Genomic DNA, 17,578 nt, shown 5'->3' with positions numbered 1-17,578 from the left:
TGGCCTGTTCCGTCTTTTGTAATAGGTCCTTTAATTCTCTTTGTTCCTTTACTGATAGGGAAATTTTGTAACTCATAGTTTTTCAACAAAGTTACAAAATCGGAATTATTTAGACAATATAGTATAATGACCAGTTCTTCCCTTGCAAAACTGTTAAGGGTAAAATCTAATAAAGGGGATATTTCCTCCCGGATATGTAAATCACGAACATTATTCATTCATGTTTGTCTTGTTGAATGATGCTTCTGTTTGCCTTTCAAAACAAATGCCTTTTCCGCAATCTTCACACGGCAGGTTCCTGCTGGCTTAAACAATGAAAGCTGCCCAATCCCCAGATAATATCAACCGAATTAATACCAATTACTTTCTTGGTTGGAAATTGTTGCTGAATAATGTGCAGCGCTTTTTCATCCTTACCACATTCAAAAACCGGCACCACCACCACCTCATTTCCAATATAAAAATTGGCATACGATGCGGGCAGACGCTGATCTTCATAAACCACAGCATCCGGCATAGGCAACTCAATAATATTTAATTGCCTGCCGTTTAACAGACGCATGGCCTTTAATTGTTTCAAATTGTGTTGCAGCAGTTCATAATTTTCATCGGCTTTGTTTTCTTCCACAACCGTAATTACCGTGTCTTCATTTACAAAACGAACGGTATCATCAATATGGCCATCGGTGTCATCGCCAATAATCCCTTCGTCCACCCAAAGGATCTGTTCAACGCCATAATATTCCCGCAAATAATTTTCAATATGCTGCTGGTTTAGTTGCGGATTCCTGTTAGAGTTTAAAAGGCATGCTGTTGAAGTGAGCAATGTTCCTTTACCATTAAATTCCACTGAACCACCTTCCATAACAATGCCGGGATAAAAAACCGGCAGGCCCAATTCCCGCCCGATTAAAGTTGGTATTACATCATCCAAATCATAAGGCGGATATTTATTGCCCCAGGCGTTATAACCCCAGTCAACAATGGCTTTTTCTTTCTTCTCCGGATTTATTACAAATGCCGGGCCATGGTCGCGGCACCAGGCATCGTTGGTTGGGTGCAGGAAAAATTCCACCTGTTGCATATTTATATCTTCCTTTAATAAAACACGTTCAGCAAAAGCTTTCATTGCTTCATCTACTACGTTAATACACACCTTCTGCCCTGCTGAAACCACTTTTATAAATTGCGAATATGGTTTATAAACTGCATGAATTTTTCCCGGCCACGATGCTTCCTTGTGCGGCCAGCTCAGCCACATAGCTTCCTGCGGCGCAAATTCTGCCGGAAAGTAAAAGCCGAGCTGGCGGGGGGTGGGGCCTCCATCCCCTAAAGGGGGGTTGTTATTTTCAATAATCATTTAAGTCTATTTGTTTTCTATGATTTTTTGCAAACCTGTTTTTAATTTAGGCAAATCTGTATTCAGCGATTGCCAAACCATATCAATATCTACACCGAAATAATCGTGTGCAATATAGTTCCTAAACCTTCTTACATCTTGCCCTGTTATTTCAGGATGTTGTGTTTGTAAGTCAGGGCTTATACGGTTACAGGCCTCTGCAATTATTACGAAATTCATCAAAACAGCATCATAAGTTTTGGGATTCAAAAACTGCTGATGTTCGTATGTACGATCGTACTCATGAAAAAGCTGGCCAATATGCCAGTCTGCTGTATGCAATATTCTCATAGCTTTAATTTTCCCGACCCAATACTATCGTGAACAACTTCATTGATATTTTTCCTTGCTAAGAACATATTTATATAAGATGATCCAATGTCATTAACTTAAGAAAACTCAATATTCAATACACAATAATCCCCGCCTGACTGAATCAGTCGGGCAGGAATGCTCAGTTGTAAATCTCCGCAAAATAATTAGTAAATATTTAGAAGATGTGCCTGCCTTAAGTTAATGACATTGTAAGATGATCTTTAAAAGTTGCGGCAAGCCTGCTTACATTCAGTAAGTGGTATTACAAGAATTGTATACTACAGGCAAGCGCGTCCCACAGATTTTTAGCACGGACAGGTTTTGGGCCTGATTATTTCAGCAATAAAAATACTATAAATAATAGATATTATACTCCGCAAGAGATCTCCCTAAAGGGGATATCAGCATACCAGCGGGACAGTTCCCCCTTTAGGGGATAGGGTCAGGCAAAACCAGGCTGCGAAAATTTGAAATGCACCCTACCAATACGAGATTATGATTTTGTTTAGAAGATGGTGCGGGCTGCAATAATATCGTTCCCTTAATTATTTAAAGTTGTTTTTCAACCAGGAAAAATATAATTGCGAGTGTTACGGGAATTAAAAGGATGCCTGCGATTTTGATGATTGCGCTTTCGTTTAATAAAGTAACTAATGCATACCCGATTATCAAATCAGCCAGGCCAAAAATTATCATATACCTTGCCGCAAGGCGATTGCTTTTATTCCAGGAGGATTCATCTCTTTGCGATCTTGGCGTTCTGTAACCATAAAACCTTTGGGTATAATAATCCGGCGGAAATTTTTTTAATACGAAACCAAATATTAATAAGACAGCCCCAAAGATCATAAGGTTCATAAGCTTTTATTTATAGATAAAATTATGGGTTATAAACCGGAGCTATCTGCTAAATGTCATTCGCGCCCAAAGCATATTGCCGGTTTACAGGCTTAAAATTATAATTTTTTGAACCGGCAGTTGCAGCAAATCCCAACTGTATATTTTTGCCTTTTATGCTTCATACATACAGCAAAATGACTTCCATACAATATGCCGCATATTGGCTTAAAGCATGTAAAGCAACTGCATGCAGGCGTTACCAAAGAAGAAAATGGTTGCCATTGCAGAAAGCATGGCGGCCATACAGAACGGTTACCGCCATGCTGCTATGGCATGATTACATTAAAAGGAAAAACATTAAGGTATTGGGATAACTTTTTGCGGGCTAAAACATTTTGAATCTTTCAAAGCAGGCTTTCTCAAGGGCCTCCCTGTCATCCGGATGCGCAATATTGATAAGCGCCTTCGCGCGCTGCTTTAGGTTTTTGCCATACAAATAGGCCACCCCATATTCCGTTACCACGTAATGCACGTGCGCCCTTGTGGTAACTACGCCGGCGCCGGGCTTAAGCACCGGCACAATACGGGCAATGCCTTTGGCTGTTCTTGAAGGGATGGCAATTATGGGTTTACCGCCTTCGCTTAATGCTGCACCGCGCATAAAATCCATCTGTCCGCCCACGCCGGAATACTGGTACGTGCCGATAGAATCGCTGCACACCTGCCCGGTTATATCAATTTCTATGGCGCTGTTTATGGCTATCATTTTATTGTTGCGGCGTATAACGTGCGGATCGTTTACATAATTAATTACAAGAAAGGCAAAAGCGGGATTATCATTTATATAACTGTATAAATCTTTGGAGCCCACAGCGAAGGAAGATACGGTTTTGTTTGGGTGGATCTTTTTGTATTTGTTGTTTACAATATCGTTTTCAATCAGCTTAATAATACCATCCGAGCACATTTCGGTGTGCACGCCAAGGTCTTTATGGTTTGTAAGTGAGCTTAAGACTGCATCAGGTATAGCGCCAATGCCCATTTGAATGGTGCTTTTATCTTCAATAAGCCCCGCTACGAGCTCACCTATCACCTGTGTTTCGCTCCCGCATTTTTCTGAAAAATTGGCTGTAGCCAGTTCATCTTCACAATAAACCATTGAAGTAAAACGGCTGCAATGCACCATGCCATCGCCGTGCGAGCGCGGTGCATGGGGGTTTACCTGCGCTATAATGTACCTGGCGTTATTTACAGCGCTTTTAGCTATATCAACTGAACAACCAAGCGAACAATAGCCATGCACATCAGGCATAGATACCTGCACAATCGCCACATCAATTGGTAAAATCATCCTGTCGAATAAAATGGGTATCTCACTTAAAAATACAGGCACGTAGTCTCCATAACCATCATTCACAGCCTGCCTTAATGAGGCAGATACAAACAGGGAATTCAGCCTGAAGCTGTCTTTATATTCAGGTTTGTTTATGTGCAGACTGCCATAAACGCTTACGGAAACAACTTCAACATTACGCAGCCGCTCTGCTTCCAGTGCAAGGTGTTTCAGCAAATAGGAAGGTGTATGCGCGCTGCCATGTATAAATACACGCTGGTTGCTTTTTATTACAGATAAAGCCTCTTTGGGTGTTACGTAATGTACAGGGATTCTCATGTGGAAAGTTTACTGCAAAAATATTTAACCGGTATAAGTGTTATATGACAAACGTCACCCCTGCCGCAAATACATATTATTGATTTGAAGCAGGAAATTATGTATGGGTTAAACTGCCTGCTATTTTTATGCGCATAACAATTATATGCGTTTGGAGGAACCTATACAAGCTCATTTATTTTTTCTGCAAGCTTTATATCTTTTCCGGTAACAACATCACCTGCATCATGCGTGCTGAGCCATATCTCTACCGTATTATATATATTCTTCCAGGCAGGGTGATGATTCATGCACTGCGCTTCTATTGCCACACGTACCATAAAGGAAAAAGCTTCGGAAAAATCTTTGAATTCAATTTTCCGGTATAAATTATTATCTTTTTCAATCCAGCCGGCGGGAATTTTCATATCTGTTTTTTTTAATTGCAGCAATTTTTTTACCAATAAAATGTATCATGCACAAACTGTTTAAACAACACAGCCGCCGGGTAACCCGGCGGCTGTGTTTGGGGCTGGCATTATTATCTCTGTCTAAAAATTATAAGCAACGCTCAATCTTAAATTTCTCGGAGCTTCTGCCTGATAATAATAATATCCGCCCCAGGAATAATAAGAACCGCTGTATAAATATTTATTGAGGATATTAAACACGTTTGCTGTAATCCTTATTTTATCGCCCTGCCAGAATAATCCGCCGTCCAGTTTAAAATAATCGGGCAGTTTAAGCTGGGCCGCATCTGTAACATCATCATTTGTATGCCTGTCGCCAAGCCAAGTAAACCCTGCTGAAATGCCCGTACCTTTCAGTGCACCATTTTGCGCTTCATAGCTTAACCAGGCATTGGCCGTATGTGTGGCAAACCCCGGTACATAATCGCCAACCTGTAAACCACCATCTTCTGATGCTTTGGTTACTTTAGAATCTGTTAAGGCATAATTTGCGATAAGGCTAAGCCCGTCAGTTATTTTGCCCCGTAAATCAAATTCAATGCCCTGCGCCCTTTTTTGGCCGATTATAATAGATGTTGGGTTTGAAGGGTTTGAATTGGGATCGGCCGTTACTTCATTATTCTTCAAGATGCGATATACAGCCAGTGTTGTGTTCCATTTACCGTCAGCCCAATCTCTTTTTATTCCAAACTCAATATTATTGCCGGTTAAAGGTTCTATTTTACCGCCACTGGTTAACCTGCCCCCGGTTTGCGGAATAAAGGCCTGGTCGTATAATCCATAAACGGAAGTAAACTTGTCAACAGAAACACTAACGCCAACACGTGGTGTAAAATGCTTTGCCTTGTCTGCATCTTCGCCCCAGGCCGACTGGCTGATGTATGTATATCGGCCGGCAAGCGTTAAGCGCAGCACATCATTAAAAAAGCCCAGTTCATCCTGCACGTAAACGCTTGAATAACGGGAATTTTGTAAACCGCCGATGGCGGTGGCCCTTTGTTTTAATGTTGATAAACTATGATCGAATGACGGGTAACCGTTTGTTGGCATCCTGTTTCCGGGGTCAAGCGTGTTGAATTCACCACCTATGCTATCCAGGTCAAAACTTTGTCCCCAATCAGCCCAGTATTGTTTATTGCTCATATCAATACCGCCAAGAATGCGATGGCGAATGTTGCCGGTATAAACTTCTCCATTTACAAAAGCCTGCGCCATGGTCATATTGCTTACAGCATCCCATATTGCTACATTCCTTATCATTGTACCATCATCATTAACGGCAGTTGGCCATAAAGACGTGCCTATTTGCTGGTAATAAAAATAGGCGCCTTGCACGGTCAGCTTCCAGCTTTTGCTTAACTGGTGCTGCATATTTAAAAACAGGCTGTGATCGTTAATCGTTGTTGGCTCAAGGCCCGGGGGCAATGTTGTAAAGTCTCTTGGCAGCGTGGCAAAACCTTTTGTAGAAAACACGTAATAAGAACCGAGGTCGCTCATTTTCGCGTGCTGCAAAGTATATTCAAGCGTAAGCTTTGTTTTATCATCAACCTGGTAAGAAATTACCGGCGCAATGCTGTAACGGTTATTAAATTCATCCGGGCGGAAAGAACCTTTATTCTGGCCCATCAGGTTTAAGCGGTATAAGAGTTTGCCATCCTGGCTCAGTTTTCCATCAAGATCAAGTGTTGCACGATACAGGTCATAACTGCCAACCGTAATTTCTGCTGCGCCTTTTGTAGTGCCTGTTGGCTTTTTGGTTACTACATTATACAGGCCACCCGGATCGCCGCTGGAAAGCATAAAGCCTGCAGGGCCTTTCACAAATTCAATATGGTCAACAAAGCTCATATCTTCTGTAAGCGGGCCCCAATAAGAGTTAACAACATTAAAACCATTCCTAAACGCCTGCAATTGCGAACCGCGGGCTGTGATGTTTGCATATAAATCGCCCCAGTGCTCCAGCCTTACCGCCCCGCTTACATTACGTATAACGCCATCGCTCATGCTTATAACCTGCTGGTCTTTTAAGGTTTTATTGGTTACTACCTGAATATTTTGTGCCACATCAAGTAAAGGCGTTGTAAGGCGAAGGCTGGAAGAAGGCGTATTGGTTTTATAACCGCTGCCCGTTTTTACAATCACTTCCTGCAGCTCTTTATCTGATACCTGTAGCTGAACAGAAATATCTTCTGTTTTATTGGCTACAATGGTTATGGTTTTAGAAATGGTCTCATATCCGATCAATGAAAATTCAAGTTCATAATTACCCGGCTGAATATTGCGGATAATAAAAGAACCGTCATCTGCCGAAACTGTATTTTTCCTGGTTCCTTTCACTTTCACGGTTACCATTGCGGCAGGTTTATTGTCTGATGTGGTGATTTTCCCCCTGATACCGCCAGATCCCTCATCATTTTCATCAGCAAACGCCCATGCGCTATGTGCTGCCAGTATGAAAAGAAATGCAAAAAATACCTTTCCTGTTGCGAATTGTCTGCGTGCATATTTCATCTAAAAAATTTGGCTGCAAAATTCCGCCTGCTGAAACGTTTGGGTTTATTAAATTGGGAAACAAGTTTACGCAATCGGGAAAAGAGAAGATGATTATGCATTTTAATTATAGAAAAGTTGCTCAATGTTTAACCAATGCTGTTTGATATAGAAAATACTCAATATTCAATAATCTAATAATTTCCGCCTGGAACAGGCAGGAATCGTCAATTATAAAATCCTTTAAGAATTAATATTCCAAACATTAAAATTTTTTAGGTACCCCCAACATTCAATGATGTGAACCTTATTACCATCAGTTATGGCAGGCTTTGCCCGGCAGTAATTAATCATAGCAGGTTATTTTTCAACGATGCCGAAAAAAGTTGATAAGTTAAAAGAATTAACATTATGCGTTAGGGTAATGGTATCTATTTTGAACTCCTTAAACCCTTAATTGAAGAATCCATTATCGTAATGAATTAAAATTAAATACCTTATGAAGAAGAAAATTTACGTGGTTTTTGAAGCATTTACAATTGACGGAAAGCCCATATTGAGAAATGACTCCGCTTTCTGGCTTGAACAGAATGCAAAGGAATATGCAAGCAGCCAAAATGATATTTATAAGAAAGCCAATATAAATGCTTCTTTTAATATTATGCCGCTCGATATAAGTGATATACCTTCAGAGAATTAATGCATTGAACCACCTTAACCAAACATCAAGCACAATTGATTGCGCTGAAAAGGAATACGCCGGGCTGCTTGAACATGCATGCCGGATGGCTTTGCCGGAGACCCCGCAGCCACGCACAAAAAATCTTCCGTAACATTGCAGATGCTTCAAAAAACATATAGCATATATTCTGAGGATCTAAATGATGTGCAGCTATTTATTGAAGCCGGCATGCGCCATATAGCCTGCTGGTGTAAAAAAAGAGCAGATAATATATTGCGGGCTTTTGAGTTTTTCCAGTATAATGACCTGTCTTCCCTGGATTTTGAAGAGCTTATAGATAATGCAAGGCTGCGTTCGAGGCTGCTTGCCATGCCTGTAACAGGCACGATCTTTTTCTGGAATACGGATGAAGCTTTATGCATTCCGAATGGAAAAAACGAGGCTGCTTTTTTGCAGCAGAATTTTGAACTGCTTAGAGGCAGCCTTCCTTCATCTGCCCTGTTTTCTGCACAGGCCGGCCCTTGCACTGTGGCATGGCGCATAGAAGCGGATAAACAGGAAATAGCAGCGAAGTGTTTTACCGGCGCCACCTTCACCCACAATTTCACAGCTTTACTTGCCCTGCTGAAGCATACGGAAGAAACCCGGATATATTTGTTTTTTTATCCCCGTTATTTTACAATTTGCCTGTTCAGGGAAGGCAGGCTGAATTATTTAAACACTGTAGAATATACTACGCCGGAAGATGTATTGTATTTTGTTTTGAATGTTTGCAGGCAATATGCAGTGGCCGATACCGTGGCAATACAATGCGGTGGTTTTATTAATAACGCATCAAAGCTGTATGAAACTTTATATCAGTATCTCGAAGGTTTTCAATTGATGCAAGTGGATGAAACGTTGTTTGCCGGTGATGAGTTTAAGGAGTATCCGGGCCACTATTTCGTTCCTTACATAAATTATATTGTATGAGGATCATTTCCGGTTCATTAGGCGGCCGTAAAATACATCCTCCTTCCAGAATGCCTTATACACGGCCCACAACAGATATAGCAAAAGAAGGGTTGTTTAATATTTTGCAAGCGAGAATAGATCTGGAAGGCGCCATAACGCTTGATCTTTTTAGCGGAACGGGCTGCATAAGCTATGAGCTTGCTTCAAGAGGAGCCGCAACGTTAACCATTGTAGAAAAAGACGCCGCCATGTATGCCTTCATTAAGAAAAATATCGGGCAGCTTAAAATTACAAACGCCAGTGTATTAAAGATGGATGTGTTTCATTTTCTTTCCACCTGCGGCGAACAGTACGATTTTATTTTTGCGGGCCCTCCCTACGCCTTACATGCAATTGATGAATTGCCTAAGCTGATTGTTGAAAAAAACCTGATTGCCCGGGATGGTTATTTTGTACTGGAACATACGCCACGCAACGATTATGAAACGTATAAAGGCTTTAGCTTTAAAAGAAATTATGGAACAACCGTATTTTCATTTTTTACCCCCGTTATTTGAAAGCCTGTATTTAAAATGCGGTAAATAATAATTTTGAACTTCATAAAACTCCTGTAGGAATGGGGCAAACAATTTTCATAACAGGCATAGGTACAGATGTTGGCAAAACAGTTGCTGCCGCGGTGCTTGCAGAAGCCTTGCAGGCAGATTACTGGAAACCGGTGCAGGCTGGTTTTGATGCAGGCACAGACGCCGCATTTATTCAAAGCGTTATCAGTAATACACAAACAAAAATCTATCCTGAAACCTATAAACTGAAGTTGCCTGCTTCGCCGCATATTGCAGCGAAAGAAGAAGGGATCAGGATTGAACTGGATGAGATTGAAAAAGATTATTTTAAAATAATCAATGCCCGGGGCTCATCTCACCATTCAACAGTTACCGCTCAGCATTTAATTATTGAAGGCGCAGGCGGTATAATGGTGCCATTGAATGAAAATGAATTTGTGCTTCATCTTATAAAGAAACTACAAGCAAAAGTTGTTTTGGTAAGCCGTAATTATCTTGGCAGCATTAATCATTCTTTGCTAACAGCCCAGGTTTGCAAAGCGCATCATATAGAAGTATTGGGATGGATATTTAATGATCAGTATATGAATTATGAAGAAGAGATCATGCAATGGAGCGGGTATAAAAGAATTGCTTCACTGCCTTTAGCCGGCGTGGTCAATGCAGCTTTTATACGGCAGCAGGCAGCACAGCTTAAAGAGAATTTGCCTGTATGCTGAAAGCAGTGCCATGCCTTAAAAAACGATTGCTGTATATTTGGTTATTAACACAGTATGAATTTGAATATTTTTTTCCTCCGGTCCTTCCGTATTTTATTGTTCCCGTTTTCTTTGTTGTATGGCCTTGTGATTATTATCCGGAATTTTTTATACAATAAAAAAATTTTTCATTCAGCATCGTTCAACCTGCCTGTAATTTGCGTGGGCAATCTCTCGCTTGGCGGCACCGGCAAATCGCCAATGGTAGAATACCTGCTGGGATTATTGCATGATAAATGCGAAACAGCCACATTAAGCCGTGGTTATAAACGTACAACCAGGGGCTATATACTGGCCAATGAAAATACAGATGCCATTGATATTGGCGATGAGCCTATGCAGTTCTATGCAAAGTTTCCTGATGTGGCTGTAGCTGTTGGCGAAGAAAGGATTGTGGCCATACCGCAATTGCTGCATGATAAGCCCGGCACGCAGGTAATAATACTGGATGACGCTTTTCAGCACCGCGCCATAAAAGCTGGTTTGAATATTTTATTAACGGTATATGATGACCTGTATGCAGATGATTTTTTCTTTCCCACCGGCGATCTGCGCGACCAGAAGATATCGGCCAAAAGGGCTGATATTATTGTAGTAACAAAATGCCCGCTAAGCCTTTCAAGCGCAGCCAGGGAAAAGATCGTGCAGCAGTTAAAACCATTAGAGCACCAACGTGTTTTTTTTACAGCCATTCAATACCGGATACCGTATCATGTTATTACAAAAAATCAAAAACCCATTTCTTTAAACGATGAAATTTTGCTGGTATATGGCGTTGCCCATCCGCAGCCCTTAAAGGAATATATAGCAGCAAACAGCGCAGCGTATGATGAGATAGGTTACAGCGACCATCATATTTTTTCCATTGATGATTTAAAAGACATCAATAAAAAGTTTGAAAAAATCCAATCGCCAAATAAACTCATTATTACAACAGAAAAAGATGCTGTACGGTTGCTCAAGTTTAAAGAACAACTCCTGCATGTTCCTTTATATATATTGCCTGTGCAATCTGTTTTCCTGTTTAATGATGCTGAAGTCTTCAACAACCTGGTTATGGGCTTTGTGAATAGTTTCAAAAAAGATAATATGGAAAACGCAATATGAATTGCATGTAACGTATATTGACGAACAGATTTAAACAGCCTGCTGCCAAATAATTTTCAACCCACGCAATGTAATGCGTGATGATTTAATGATGTAAAAGCGATGAGATACAGATGAAACATAAACAATTAAAGCACCATTCTTCCCAGGCTTATTTGCTTAAAGGCAAACTTGATATTGCAAGAAGTGGTTTGGGATATGTAATTATTACCGATGGGAGCGGGGATGTGCTGGTGAGGCCCGACAGCTTTAAAAATGCTTTGCATGGCGATACCGTTCGGGTAAAAGTTTTTAAAGTAAACCCGGTTACGGGTAAAAAAGAAGGCAGGATAACAGAAGTGGTATCAAGGTACCGCACAGAGTTTATAGGCATGTTGCAGGTATCGCCCAAAGCTGCATTTTTTATTCCTGATACGGATAAGCCTATGCCTGATTTTTATATCCCGTTTGATAAGGTGAACGGTGCAAAAGATAAAGACCATGTGGCAGTGCGTTTAGTGCGCTGGAATGCAGATGATAAAAAACCGGTTGGCGAAGTAATAAGTGTTATAAGCGGGGAAAAGATAAATGATATGGCCATGCAGGAGATAATTGCCGAAAGCGGTTTCCCTTTATCTTTTTCTGCTGAAGCCATTGCCGAAAGCGGGCAATTGAATGGCGATATAACCGGGAAAGAAATGAAGAAGCGCAAAGATTTCCGCGGCGTGCTTACGTTTACGATTGATCCTGTGGATGCAAAGGATTTTGATGATGCCATATCCATTAAAAAAGTCAAAAAAGAGGTTTACCAGATTGGTGTGCATATTGCTGATGTAAGCCATTTTGTTAAAGAAGGCGCTGCGCTGGACGAAGAAGCATACAAGCGCGCTACATCTGTGTATTTGCCGGACCGTGTAAACCCCATGCTGCCTGAAAATATTTCCAATGTTCTATGCTCGCTAAGGCCTAAAGAAGATAAGTATGCTTTCTCTGCTGTATTTGAAATAAACACAAAAGCTGAGATCAAAAAAACATGGATAGGCAGAACAATTATTCATTCAGATCATCGCTTTACTTATGAAGATGTGCAGCAGATAATTGAAAGCGGCGAAGGTTTATATAAAGATGAAATCGCATTACTGAATGACATGGCGCAAAAGATGCGCAAAGAACGTTTTAATAATGGCGCCATCAATTTTTCTTCGCAGGAAGTACGTTTTAAATTAGATGAGCATGGTAAACCCATCGGCATTGTAATAAAAGAAAGCCGGAAAGCCCACCAGTTGATTGAAGAGTTCATGCTGCTCGCTAACAGAACCGTTGCCAAATATATAAGCGATATACGGGCAACAAAAAAAGAGGTGGCCTTTCCTTACCGCATACACGATGAGCCTGATAAGGAAAAGCTCATTCCTTTCGTTGAATTCTCCAGGAAGTTCGGGCATAAATTCAATATGAGCTCGCCCGAAAAAATCGCGGCCAGCTTTAACCAGTTATTGAAAGATGTGGAAGGCAAACCTGAACAGCATGTGCTGGAACAATTAGGCATTCGCACTATGGCAAAAGCGGCGTATAAAACGGAGAACATTGGCCATTATGGTTTGGGCTTTGAAGATTACTGCCATTTTACTTCGCCCATCCGCCGGTACCCGGATGTAATGGTGCATCGCATTATTGCAAGCTGCTTAAAGAAGAAGCCTATTGAAGATAAAAAGATGGATGAAAAATGTACGCATTGCAGCGAGCGGGAACGTGCCGCCATGGAAGCAGAGCGTGCCGCCAACAAATACAAGCAGGTTGAATTTATGCAGCAGTTTTTAGGCGAAGAATTTGAAGCGGTAATAAGCGGCGTGGCGCGTTTTGGCTTTTGGGCAGAAACAGTGGAGCACAAATGCGAAGGATTAATAAGCATACAGGACTTGAATAGATATGATGAATTTCGCCTTGTTGAAAGCGATTACAGCCTGGTGGGCAGGAGAAGCGGCAAACAATTTCGCATGGGCGATAAAGTAATGATACGGGTAGTGGCAGCCAACCTTGATAAAAGGCAACTGGATTATGAGTGGGTGAAAGATGGCGGTACGAGAGAAGGAAGAAGCAGTAAAAAAGAAGCAGGGAGCAGGAAGAAGCAAAACCAGGGGAAGTAAAAATGAAATACATTGCAACCCTAAAATTATTATCATGTCAATAAGAAGTTTTCAGAATTTGAAAGTGTTTACTTTTTCCTGTGCATTTGAAAGCGGAAATCACAGGCTGTAAACACCGGAAATAATTCCTGCATCCCATACACTTCTTCTATCTACTTTTTGCATCCTACATTAAATTACATGCATTCATTCAAAGAGCTTACAATTGAATTTTCCAGGCGTTTCAATACGCCGCATTTTCCAAAATATCCTGAATCTTTATATGCTGCTAATGATTATTTTCTCGGGCTCGGCGGCAAGCGTATCCGCCCGGTTATGTGTTTGATGGGAAATGAATTGTTCAATGATATTCATGAAGATGCCTGGCAGGTGGCAACGGCTATTGAATTGTTTCACAACTTCACCTTAATTCATGATGATATAATGGATGCGGCGCCGCGGCGCCGTGGTTTTGAAACGGTGCATCAGAAATACGGCGCCAGCACAGCCCTGCTTGCCGGCGATGTAATGCTGGTGGTAGCTTATGAATACCTTAATAAAATAAGCAGCAGCCATTTAAAGCCCATCATTAACCTGTTCAGCAAAACGGCAAGAGAAGTGTGCGAAGGCCAGCAGCTTGATATGGACTTTGAAAAGCTTTCCACTGTTTCGCCCGGTGAATATTTAAAGATGATTGAATTGAAAACATCTGTATTGCTTGCCGCCAGTTTAAAAATGGGCGCTATAATAGGCGGAGCGGGAGACGGGAACAGCGATCATTTATATGAATTTGGAAAAAACCTCGGCATAGCTTTCCAGATACAGGATGATTACCTGGATGCATTCGGTGATCCGGAAAAGTTTGGTAAAACTGCCGGCGGCGATATCAGGCAAAACAAAAAAACTTTCCTGCTTATTCATGCTTTGCGTACGGCAACCGGCAGCCAGCAGCAGGAATTGCATGCTTTATTAAACAGCGATTCAAACGACAAGGTAGAACGTGTTCTTAAGATATTCCGCGACTGCAATGTGGATGAATGGGCAAGGCAATTAAAACAACAATATTTTGATAAAGCGCTTTTCCATATTGAGGAAATTGCAGTGCTGTCATCAAGAAAAAAACCTTTGCTTGAAATTGCGGAGTTCCTTATACAACGTGATTATTAGCTATTCATCCGGCGCATTTTCTTCGGCATCATCAGCATGATCTACAATACTGCCCTCTTTAAAAAGAATGCCCTGCAGAATGTCTTTCCATACAGGTTTCATGCGCAATAGAAATTCAAGGTCCATTCCAAAGTGCTTGAACTCTTCTTTCTGCGCATCTTTCATAATAGCTTTTGCAGTACGGTTTCTTTCAATTGCTATACGCTGCTCATACCAGTTAATAGCTTCTGCTTCTTCACCGAGGGAAGCTATCATACGTGCAAATGTTCTCGTTTTTTCCGGCAGCTCATTCGCCGGTTCATGGTACTGATCAAAACCCATAGATATTAATGGTTTTAAAGTGAGGAATGTAATATACTGAACAAACATTGTGCCTTGCAAAAAGCCGGCTCACAGCCGGTGTTTTTATCACAACCATTAAATCACATAAATAAAACAACCGAAACCGTACAGTTAATGTTTGCAAAGCGAACAATAAAATGTATCAGGCCTGCATGGAAATACTGCTGCCAATAAACCTTGGCACCGTTCTTTTTTTAGTTGCCTGTTCAAAACTATATGCCAGTGAAATAAGCTGCGGTTCGGTATAGGAGGCACCCATAAACGATAAGCCAATTGGCAAATGATGGATCATTCCCATCGGCACTGTAATATGCGGATAACCGCTGATAGCGGCCGGCATTGAATAAAAGAAGCCTACATCATAATCACCGTTAATCAAATCAATGCACCATGATAAACCATTGGTAACACCGCAAATGGCATCAAGCTTATGTTCGCCTATCAGGTTATCAATGATCAATCTTGATGATAAAGTTTTGTACAAAGCTTCTTTATATTCACCCGAGCCAAGATCGCCTTTTGCCTCACACATTTCCAATATTTCCTGTTTAAAGAATGGCATAGCCGCTGTCTCGTTCTGCTTATTAAAATCAATCACCTCTTTCAGTGTTTTTACTTTTGCATTGGCTGTTGAGAGATATTTATTCACACCGTCCTTAAACTCATATTGCAAAACGGTAAACTCTGCATCACCCAGATCGTTTAATGCCTTTTTCAGCTCAACTTCAACTACTGTTGCGCCCTGTTGTTTTAAAATATCAATTGCAGCTTTATATACATCAACTACCTGTTTGTTGCCCTCTAAAAATGCCTTCTCTATGCCAATGCGTTTACCTTGCAAAGCGTTTGCATTTAAGCAAACAGTATAATCTTTTTGAGCTTTACCGGTACTGTTTTTGGTTACAATATCTTCTTCATCAACACCGGTTAATGCTCCCAATAAAATCGCTGCATCTTTCACCGTTCTCGCCATCGGCCCGGCTGTATCCTGTGTTGCAGATATAGGAATAATGCCCGACCTGCTTAATAGGCCCACTGTTGGTTTTATACCAACAAGGCCGTTAACCGATGATGGAGAAACAACGGAACCATCCGTTTCTGTGCCAATGGCAACTGCGCATAAATTAGCTGCAACAGCAGCGCCTGAACCGGAACTTGAACCACTCGGGCTTCTTTCTAAAATATATGGGCAACGTGTTTGTCCGCCGCGGCTGCTCCATCCGCTTGAAGCATGTGTTGATCTGAAGTTAGCCCATTCACTCAAATTTGTTTTACCCAGCAGTATGGCGCCGGAGGCCCTTAATTGTTGAATAATGAATGCATCTTTTGTTGCATAATTGCCCCGCAAAGCAAGCGCCCCGGCAGTCGTCATCATCTTATCGCCTGTATTGATGTTATCTTTTACCAAAACAGGAATGCCATGCATCAGGCCGCGTATTTTGCCGGCCTTACGTTCGGCATCCATAGCCTCAGCAATCTTTAATGCATCCGGATTGACTTCAATTACAGCATTAAGCTTTGGCCCATTCTTATCAATGGCTTTAATTCTTTTTAAATACAGTTCGGTTATTTTTCGTGACGTATATTTTCCGGATTGCATGGCTTGCTGCAGCATGTCTATGGTCGCTTCATTCAGCTCAAAATCATCAATGTTGTTTTCCGGAGTATTTTTTTCTTCAGCAATGGAAGATGATGTTTTAAAAACAGGAGAAAATGCTAATCCGGCGGCGGATGTATGCTTTAAAAAATTTCTTCTCTGCATTGATTGCGTTTGGCAATAAAGATAATAAGAAAAAAGCGGGTTGGTATTTCCAAAGAAGCTTCATAAGCTGGTATGTATTTAGCTAAGTTAGTTTGGTTACTCATTATTATTACACTTGTATTATGTTACGCCGGACGCTTATCTTTTTAGTGATAGCTATTATCGCAGCCATTTTTGGTTTTTTATTGTCTTTAACAAGAGGAAGGTTTTAAATATCCCTTACTGTAATGTTACCGTCTGCATACCCGGTAATAATCTTGTTGGCCATGCCAACAAACAGGCCGGTTTCAACAATGCCGGGTATTAAGTGCAGGTCAACATTTAGCAGGGCGGGATCTGGTATAGCGTTGAAGAAACAATCAAGAATATAATGTTTGTGATCGGTTATATAAACCCTGCCTTCTTTTTCCCTCAGTTTGGTTTTTATATTGTATCTGGTTTCAATTGTTTGTTTTGCCTGTTTCCAACCAAATGTAATTACTTCAACAGGCAATGGAAAAGTGCCAAGCACATCAACGTTCTTCTTTTCATCCACAATAATGATTAACTCATCTGCTGCGGCTTCAACAATCTTTTCCTGCAACAAAGCACCGCCGCCGCCTTTGATGAGGTTGCCATTCCTGTCCGCTTCGTCAGCGCCATCTATGGCAATATGTAATCTTTCGACATCATCCAGGGAAACAAAATCTATTCCTTCTTCTTTCAATATGTTTTGGGTTTGAAGCGAAGTGCATACCGCCGTAAAATGTAAACCCTGCTGTTTGCGTTTGCCAAGCTCCTTTAAAAGATAATATACTGTGGTACCCGTGCCCAGGCCTGCAAGCATACCGTTCTTTACAAGATCAGCCGCATATATGCCGAGCTGTTTCTTTATCTCATCCTGTGTAAGCATGGCATAAAGATAATGCAGTCGCAAAAATGCCATGAATTTATCATTAACAATGTGTTGATAAACGTTATATAAAAAACA

The 17,578-nt window shown here is 41.1% G+C and carries 18 protein-coding genes; 8 read left to right on the top strand and 10 right to left on the bottom strand.

Annotation, left to right across the window (positions count from 1 at the left end; translation table 11 throughout):
• The 4 genes from QM629_RS09770 to QM629_RS09755 form a co-directional block, all read right to left on the bottom strand.
• The coding region (locus tag QM629_RS09770; protein ID WP_415159643.1) for a hypothetical protein at positions 1–218 on the bottom strand (218 nt) is incomplete at its 3' end.
• A gap of 65 nt (positions 219–283) precedes the next feature.
• Positions 284–1,360: an agmatine deiminase family protein gene (locus QM629_RS09765; RefSeq protein WP_415159641.1), complete on the bottom strand. Its 1,077-nt coding sequence runs from the start codon at positions 1,358–1,360 to the stop codon at positions 284–286.
• A gap of 6 nt (positions 1,361–1,366) precedes the next feature.
• Positions 1,367–1,690, bottom strand: a complete 324-nt coding sequence (locus QM629_RS09760) for a HepT-like ribonuclease domain-containing protein (RefSeq protein ID WP_415159639.1) — start codon at positions 1,688–1,690, stop codon at positions 1,367–1,369.
• Positions 1,691–2,263: 573 nt separating this feature from the next.
• Entirely contained in the window at positions 2,264–2,572 is a 309-nt protein-coding gene (locus tag QM629_RS09755; protein ID WP_415159637.1) for an SdpI family protein, read from the bottom strand.
• A 192-nt stretch (positions 2,573–2,764) separates the two neighbouring features.
• Here QM629_RS09755 and QM629_RS09750 point away from each other — a divergent pair, with 192 nt between their 5' ends.
• A complete protein-coding gene (locus QM629_RS09750) occupies positions 2,765–2,953 on the top strand; it encodes a hypothetical protein (RefSeq protein WP_415159635.1) in 189 nt (62 codons plus the stop codon).
• Here QM629_RS09750 and QM629_RS09745 read toward each other — a convergent pair.
• The 3 genes from QM629_RS09745 to QM629_RS09735 all read right to left on the bottom strand — a co-directional run bounded on the left by QM629_RS09745 (position 2,940) and on the right by QM629_RS09735 (position 7,186).
• Positions 2,940–4,226, bottom strand: a complete 1,287-nt coding sequence (locus tag QM629_RS09745) for an acetyl-CoA hydrolase/transferase family protein (RefSeq protein ID WP_415159633.1) — start codon at positions 4,224–4,226, stop codon at positions 2,940–2,942. The genes QM629_RS09750 and QM629_RS09745 overlap by 14 nt on opposite strands.
• Positions 4,227–4,387: 161 nt before the next feature.
• Positions 4,388–4,633, bottom strand: a complete 246-nt coding sequence (locus QM629_RS09740; protein WP_415159631.1) for a 4a-hydroxytetrahydrobiopterin dehydratase — start codon at positions 4,631–4,633, stop codon at positions 4,388–4,390.
• A 123-nt stretch (positions 4,634–4,756) separates the two neighbouring features.
• Positions 4,757–7,186 (bottom strand): TonB-dependent siderophore receptor, encoded by a 2,430-nt coding sequence (locus tag QM629_RS09735; RefSeq protein WP_415159629.1) that lies wholly within the window; start codon positions 7,184–7,186, stop codon positions 4,757–4,759.
• 478 nt (positions 7,187–7,664) lie between these two features.
• On the opposite strand from QM629_RS09735, the gene QM629_RS09730 reads away from it, so the two are divergent.
• The 7 genes from QM629_RS09730 to QM629_RS09700 all read left to right on the top strand — a co-directional run bounded on the left by QM629_RS09730 (position 7,665) and on the right by QM629_RS09700 (position 14,504).
• On the top strand, positions 7,665–7,865 hold the full coding sequence (locus tag QM629_RS09730) for a hypothetical protein (protein ID WP_415159627.1): 201 nt from the start codon (positions 7,665–7,667) through the stop codon (positions 7,863–7,865).
• Between the two features lie 78 nt (positions 7,866–7,943).
• Positions 7,944–8,819: a DUF3822 family protein gene (locus tag QM629_RS09725; protein WP_415159625.1), complete on the top strand. Its 876-nt coding sequence runs from the start codon at positions 7,944–7,946 to the stop codon at positions 8,817–8,819.
• Positions 8,816–9,358 (top strand): RsmD family RNA methyltransferase, encoded by a 543-nt coding sequence (locus QM629_RS09720; RefSeq protein ID WP_415159623.1) that lies wholly within the window; start codon positions 8,816–8,818, stop codon positions 9,356–9,358. The genes QM629_RS09725 and QM629_RS09720 overlap by 4 nt, the downstream gene beginning before the upstream one ends.
• 59 nt (positions 9,359–9,417) lie before the next feature.
• On the top strand, positions 9,418–10,086 hold the full coding sequence (bioD, locus tag QM629_RS09715) for a dethiobiotin synthase (protein WP_415159621.1): 669 nt from the start codon (positions 9,418–9,420) through the stop codon (positions 10,084–10,086).
• 54 nt (positions 10,087–10,140) lie between these two features.
• Positions 10,141–11,232 (top strand): tetraacyldisaccharide 4'-kinase, encoded by a 1,092-nt coding sequence (gene lpxK / locus QM629_RS09710; RefSeq protein ID WP_415159619.1) that lies wholly within the window; start codon positions 10,141–10,143, stop codon positions 11,230–11,232.
• A gap of 113 nt (positions 11,233–11,345) precedes the next feature.
• Positions 11,346–13,358, top strand: coding sequence for a ribonuclease R (gene rnr, locus QM629_RS09705; RefSeq protein WP_415159617.1), 2,013 nt, complete (start codon positions 11,346–11,348; stop codon positions 13,356–13,358).
• A gap of 180 nt (positions 13,359–13,538) precedes the next feature.
• Positions 13,539–14,504 carry a polyprenyl synthetase family protein gene (locus tag QM629_RS09700; RefSeq protein ID WP_415159615.1) on the top strand — a complete coding sequence of 322 codons (966 nt, stop codon included), beginning with the start codon at positions 13,539–13,541 and terminating at the stop codon, positions 14,502–14,504.
• On the opposite strand, the gene QM629_RS09695 is transcribed toward QM629_RS09700, so the two are convergent.
• The 3 genes from QM629_RS09695 to rpiA form a co-directional block, all read right to left on the bottom strand.
• Positions 14,505–14,825, bottom strand: a complete 321-nt coding sequence (locus QM629_RS09695; RefSeq protein ID WP_415159614.1) for a hypothetical protein — start codon at positions 14,823–14,825, stop codon at positions 14,505–14,507. It abuts the gene before it with no gap.
• A gap of 163 nt (positions 14,826–14,988) precedes the next feature.
• Positions 14,989–16,608, bottom strand: a complete 1,620-nt coding sequence (locus QM629_RS09690) for an amidase (RefSeq protein WP_415159612.1) — start codon at positions 16,606–16,608, stop codon at positions 14,989–14,991.
• A gap of 208 nt (positions 16,609–16,816) precedes the next feature.
• A complete protein-coding gene (rpiA, locus tag QM629_RS09685) occupies positions 16,817–17,533 on the bottom strand; it encodes a ribose-5-phosphate isomerase RpiA (RefSeq protein ID WP_415159610.1) in 717 nt (238 codons plus the stop codon).
• Between the last annotated feature and the right edge of the window lie 45 nt (positions 17,534–17,578).

This window comes from Parafilimonas sp. (genome assembly GCF_047606085.1).
GTDB lineage: Bacteria > Bacteroidota > Bacteroidia > Chitinophagales > Chitinophagaceae > Parafilimonas.
Note: the sequence above shows the minus strand (reverse complement) of the source record. Positions and strands in the feature narration are given on the sequence as shown.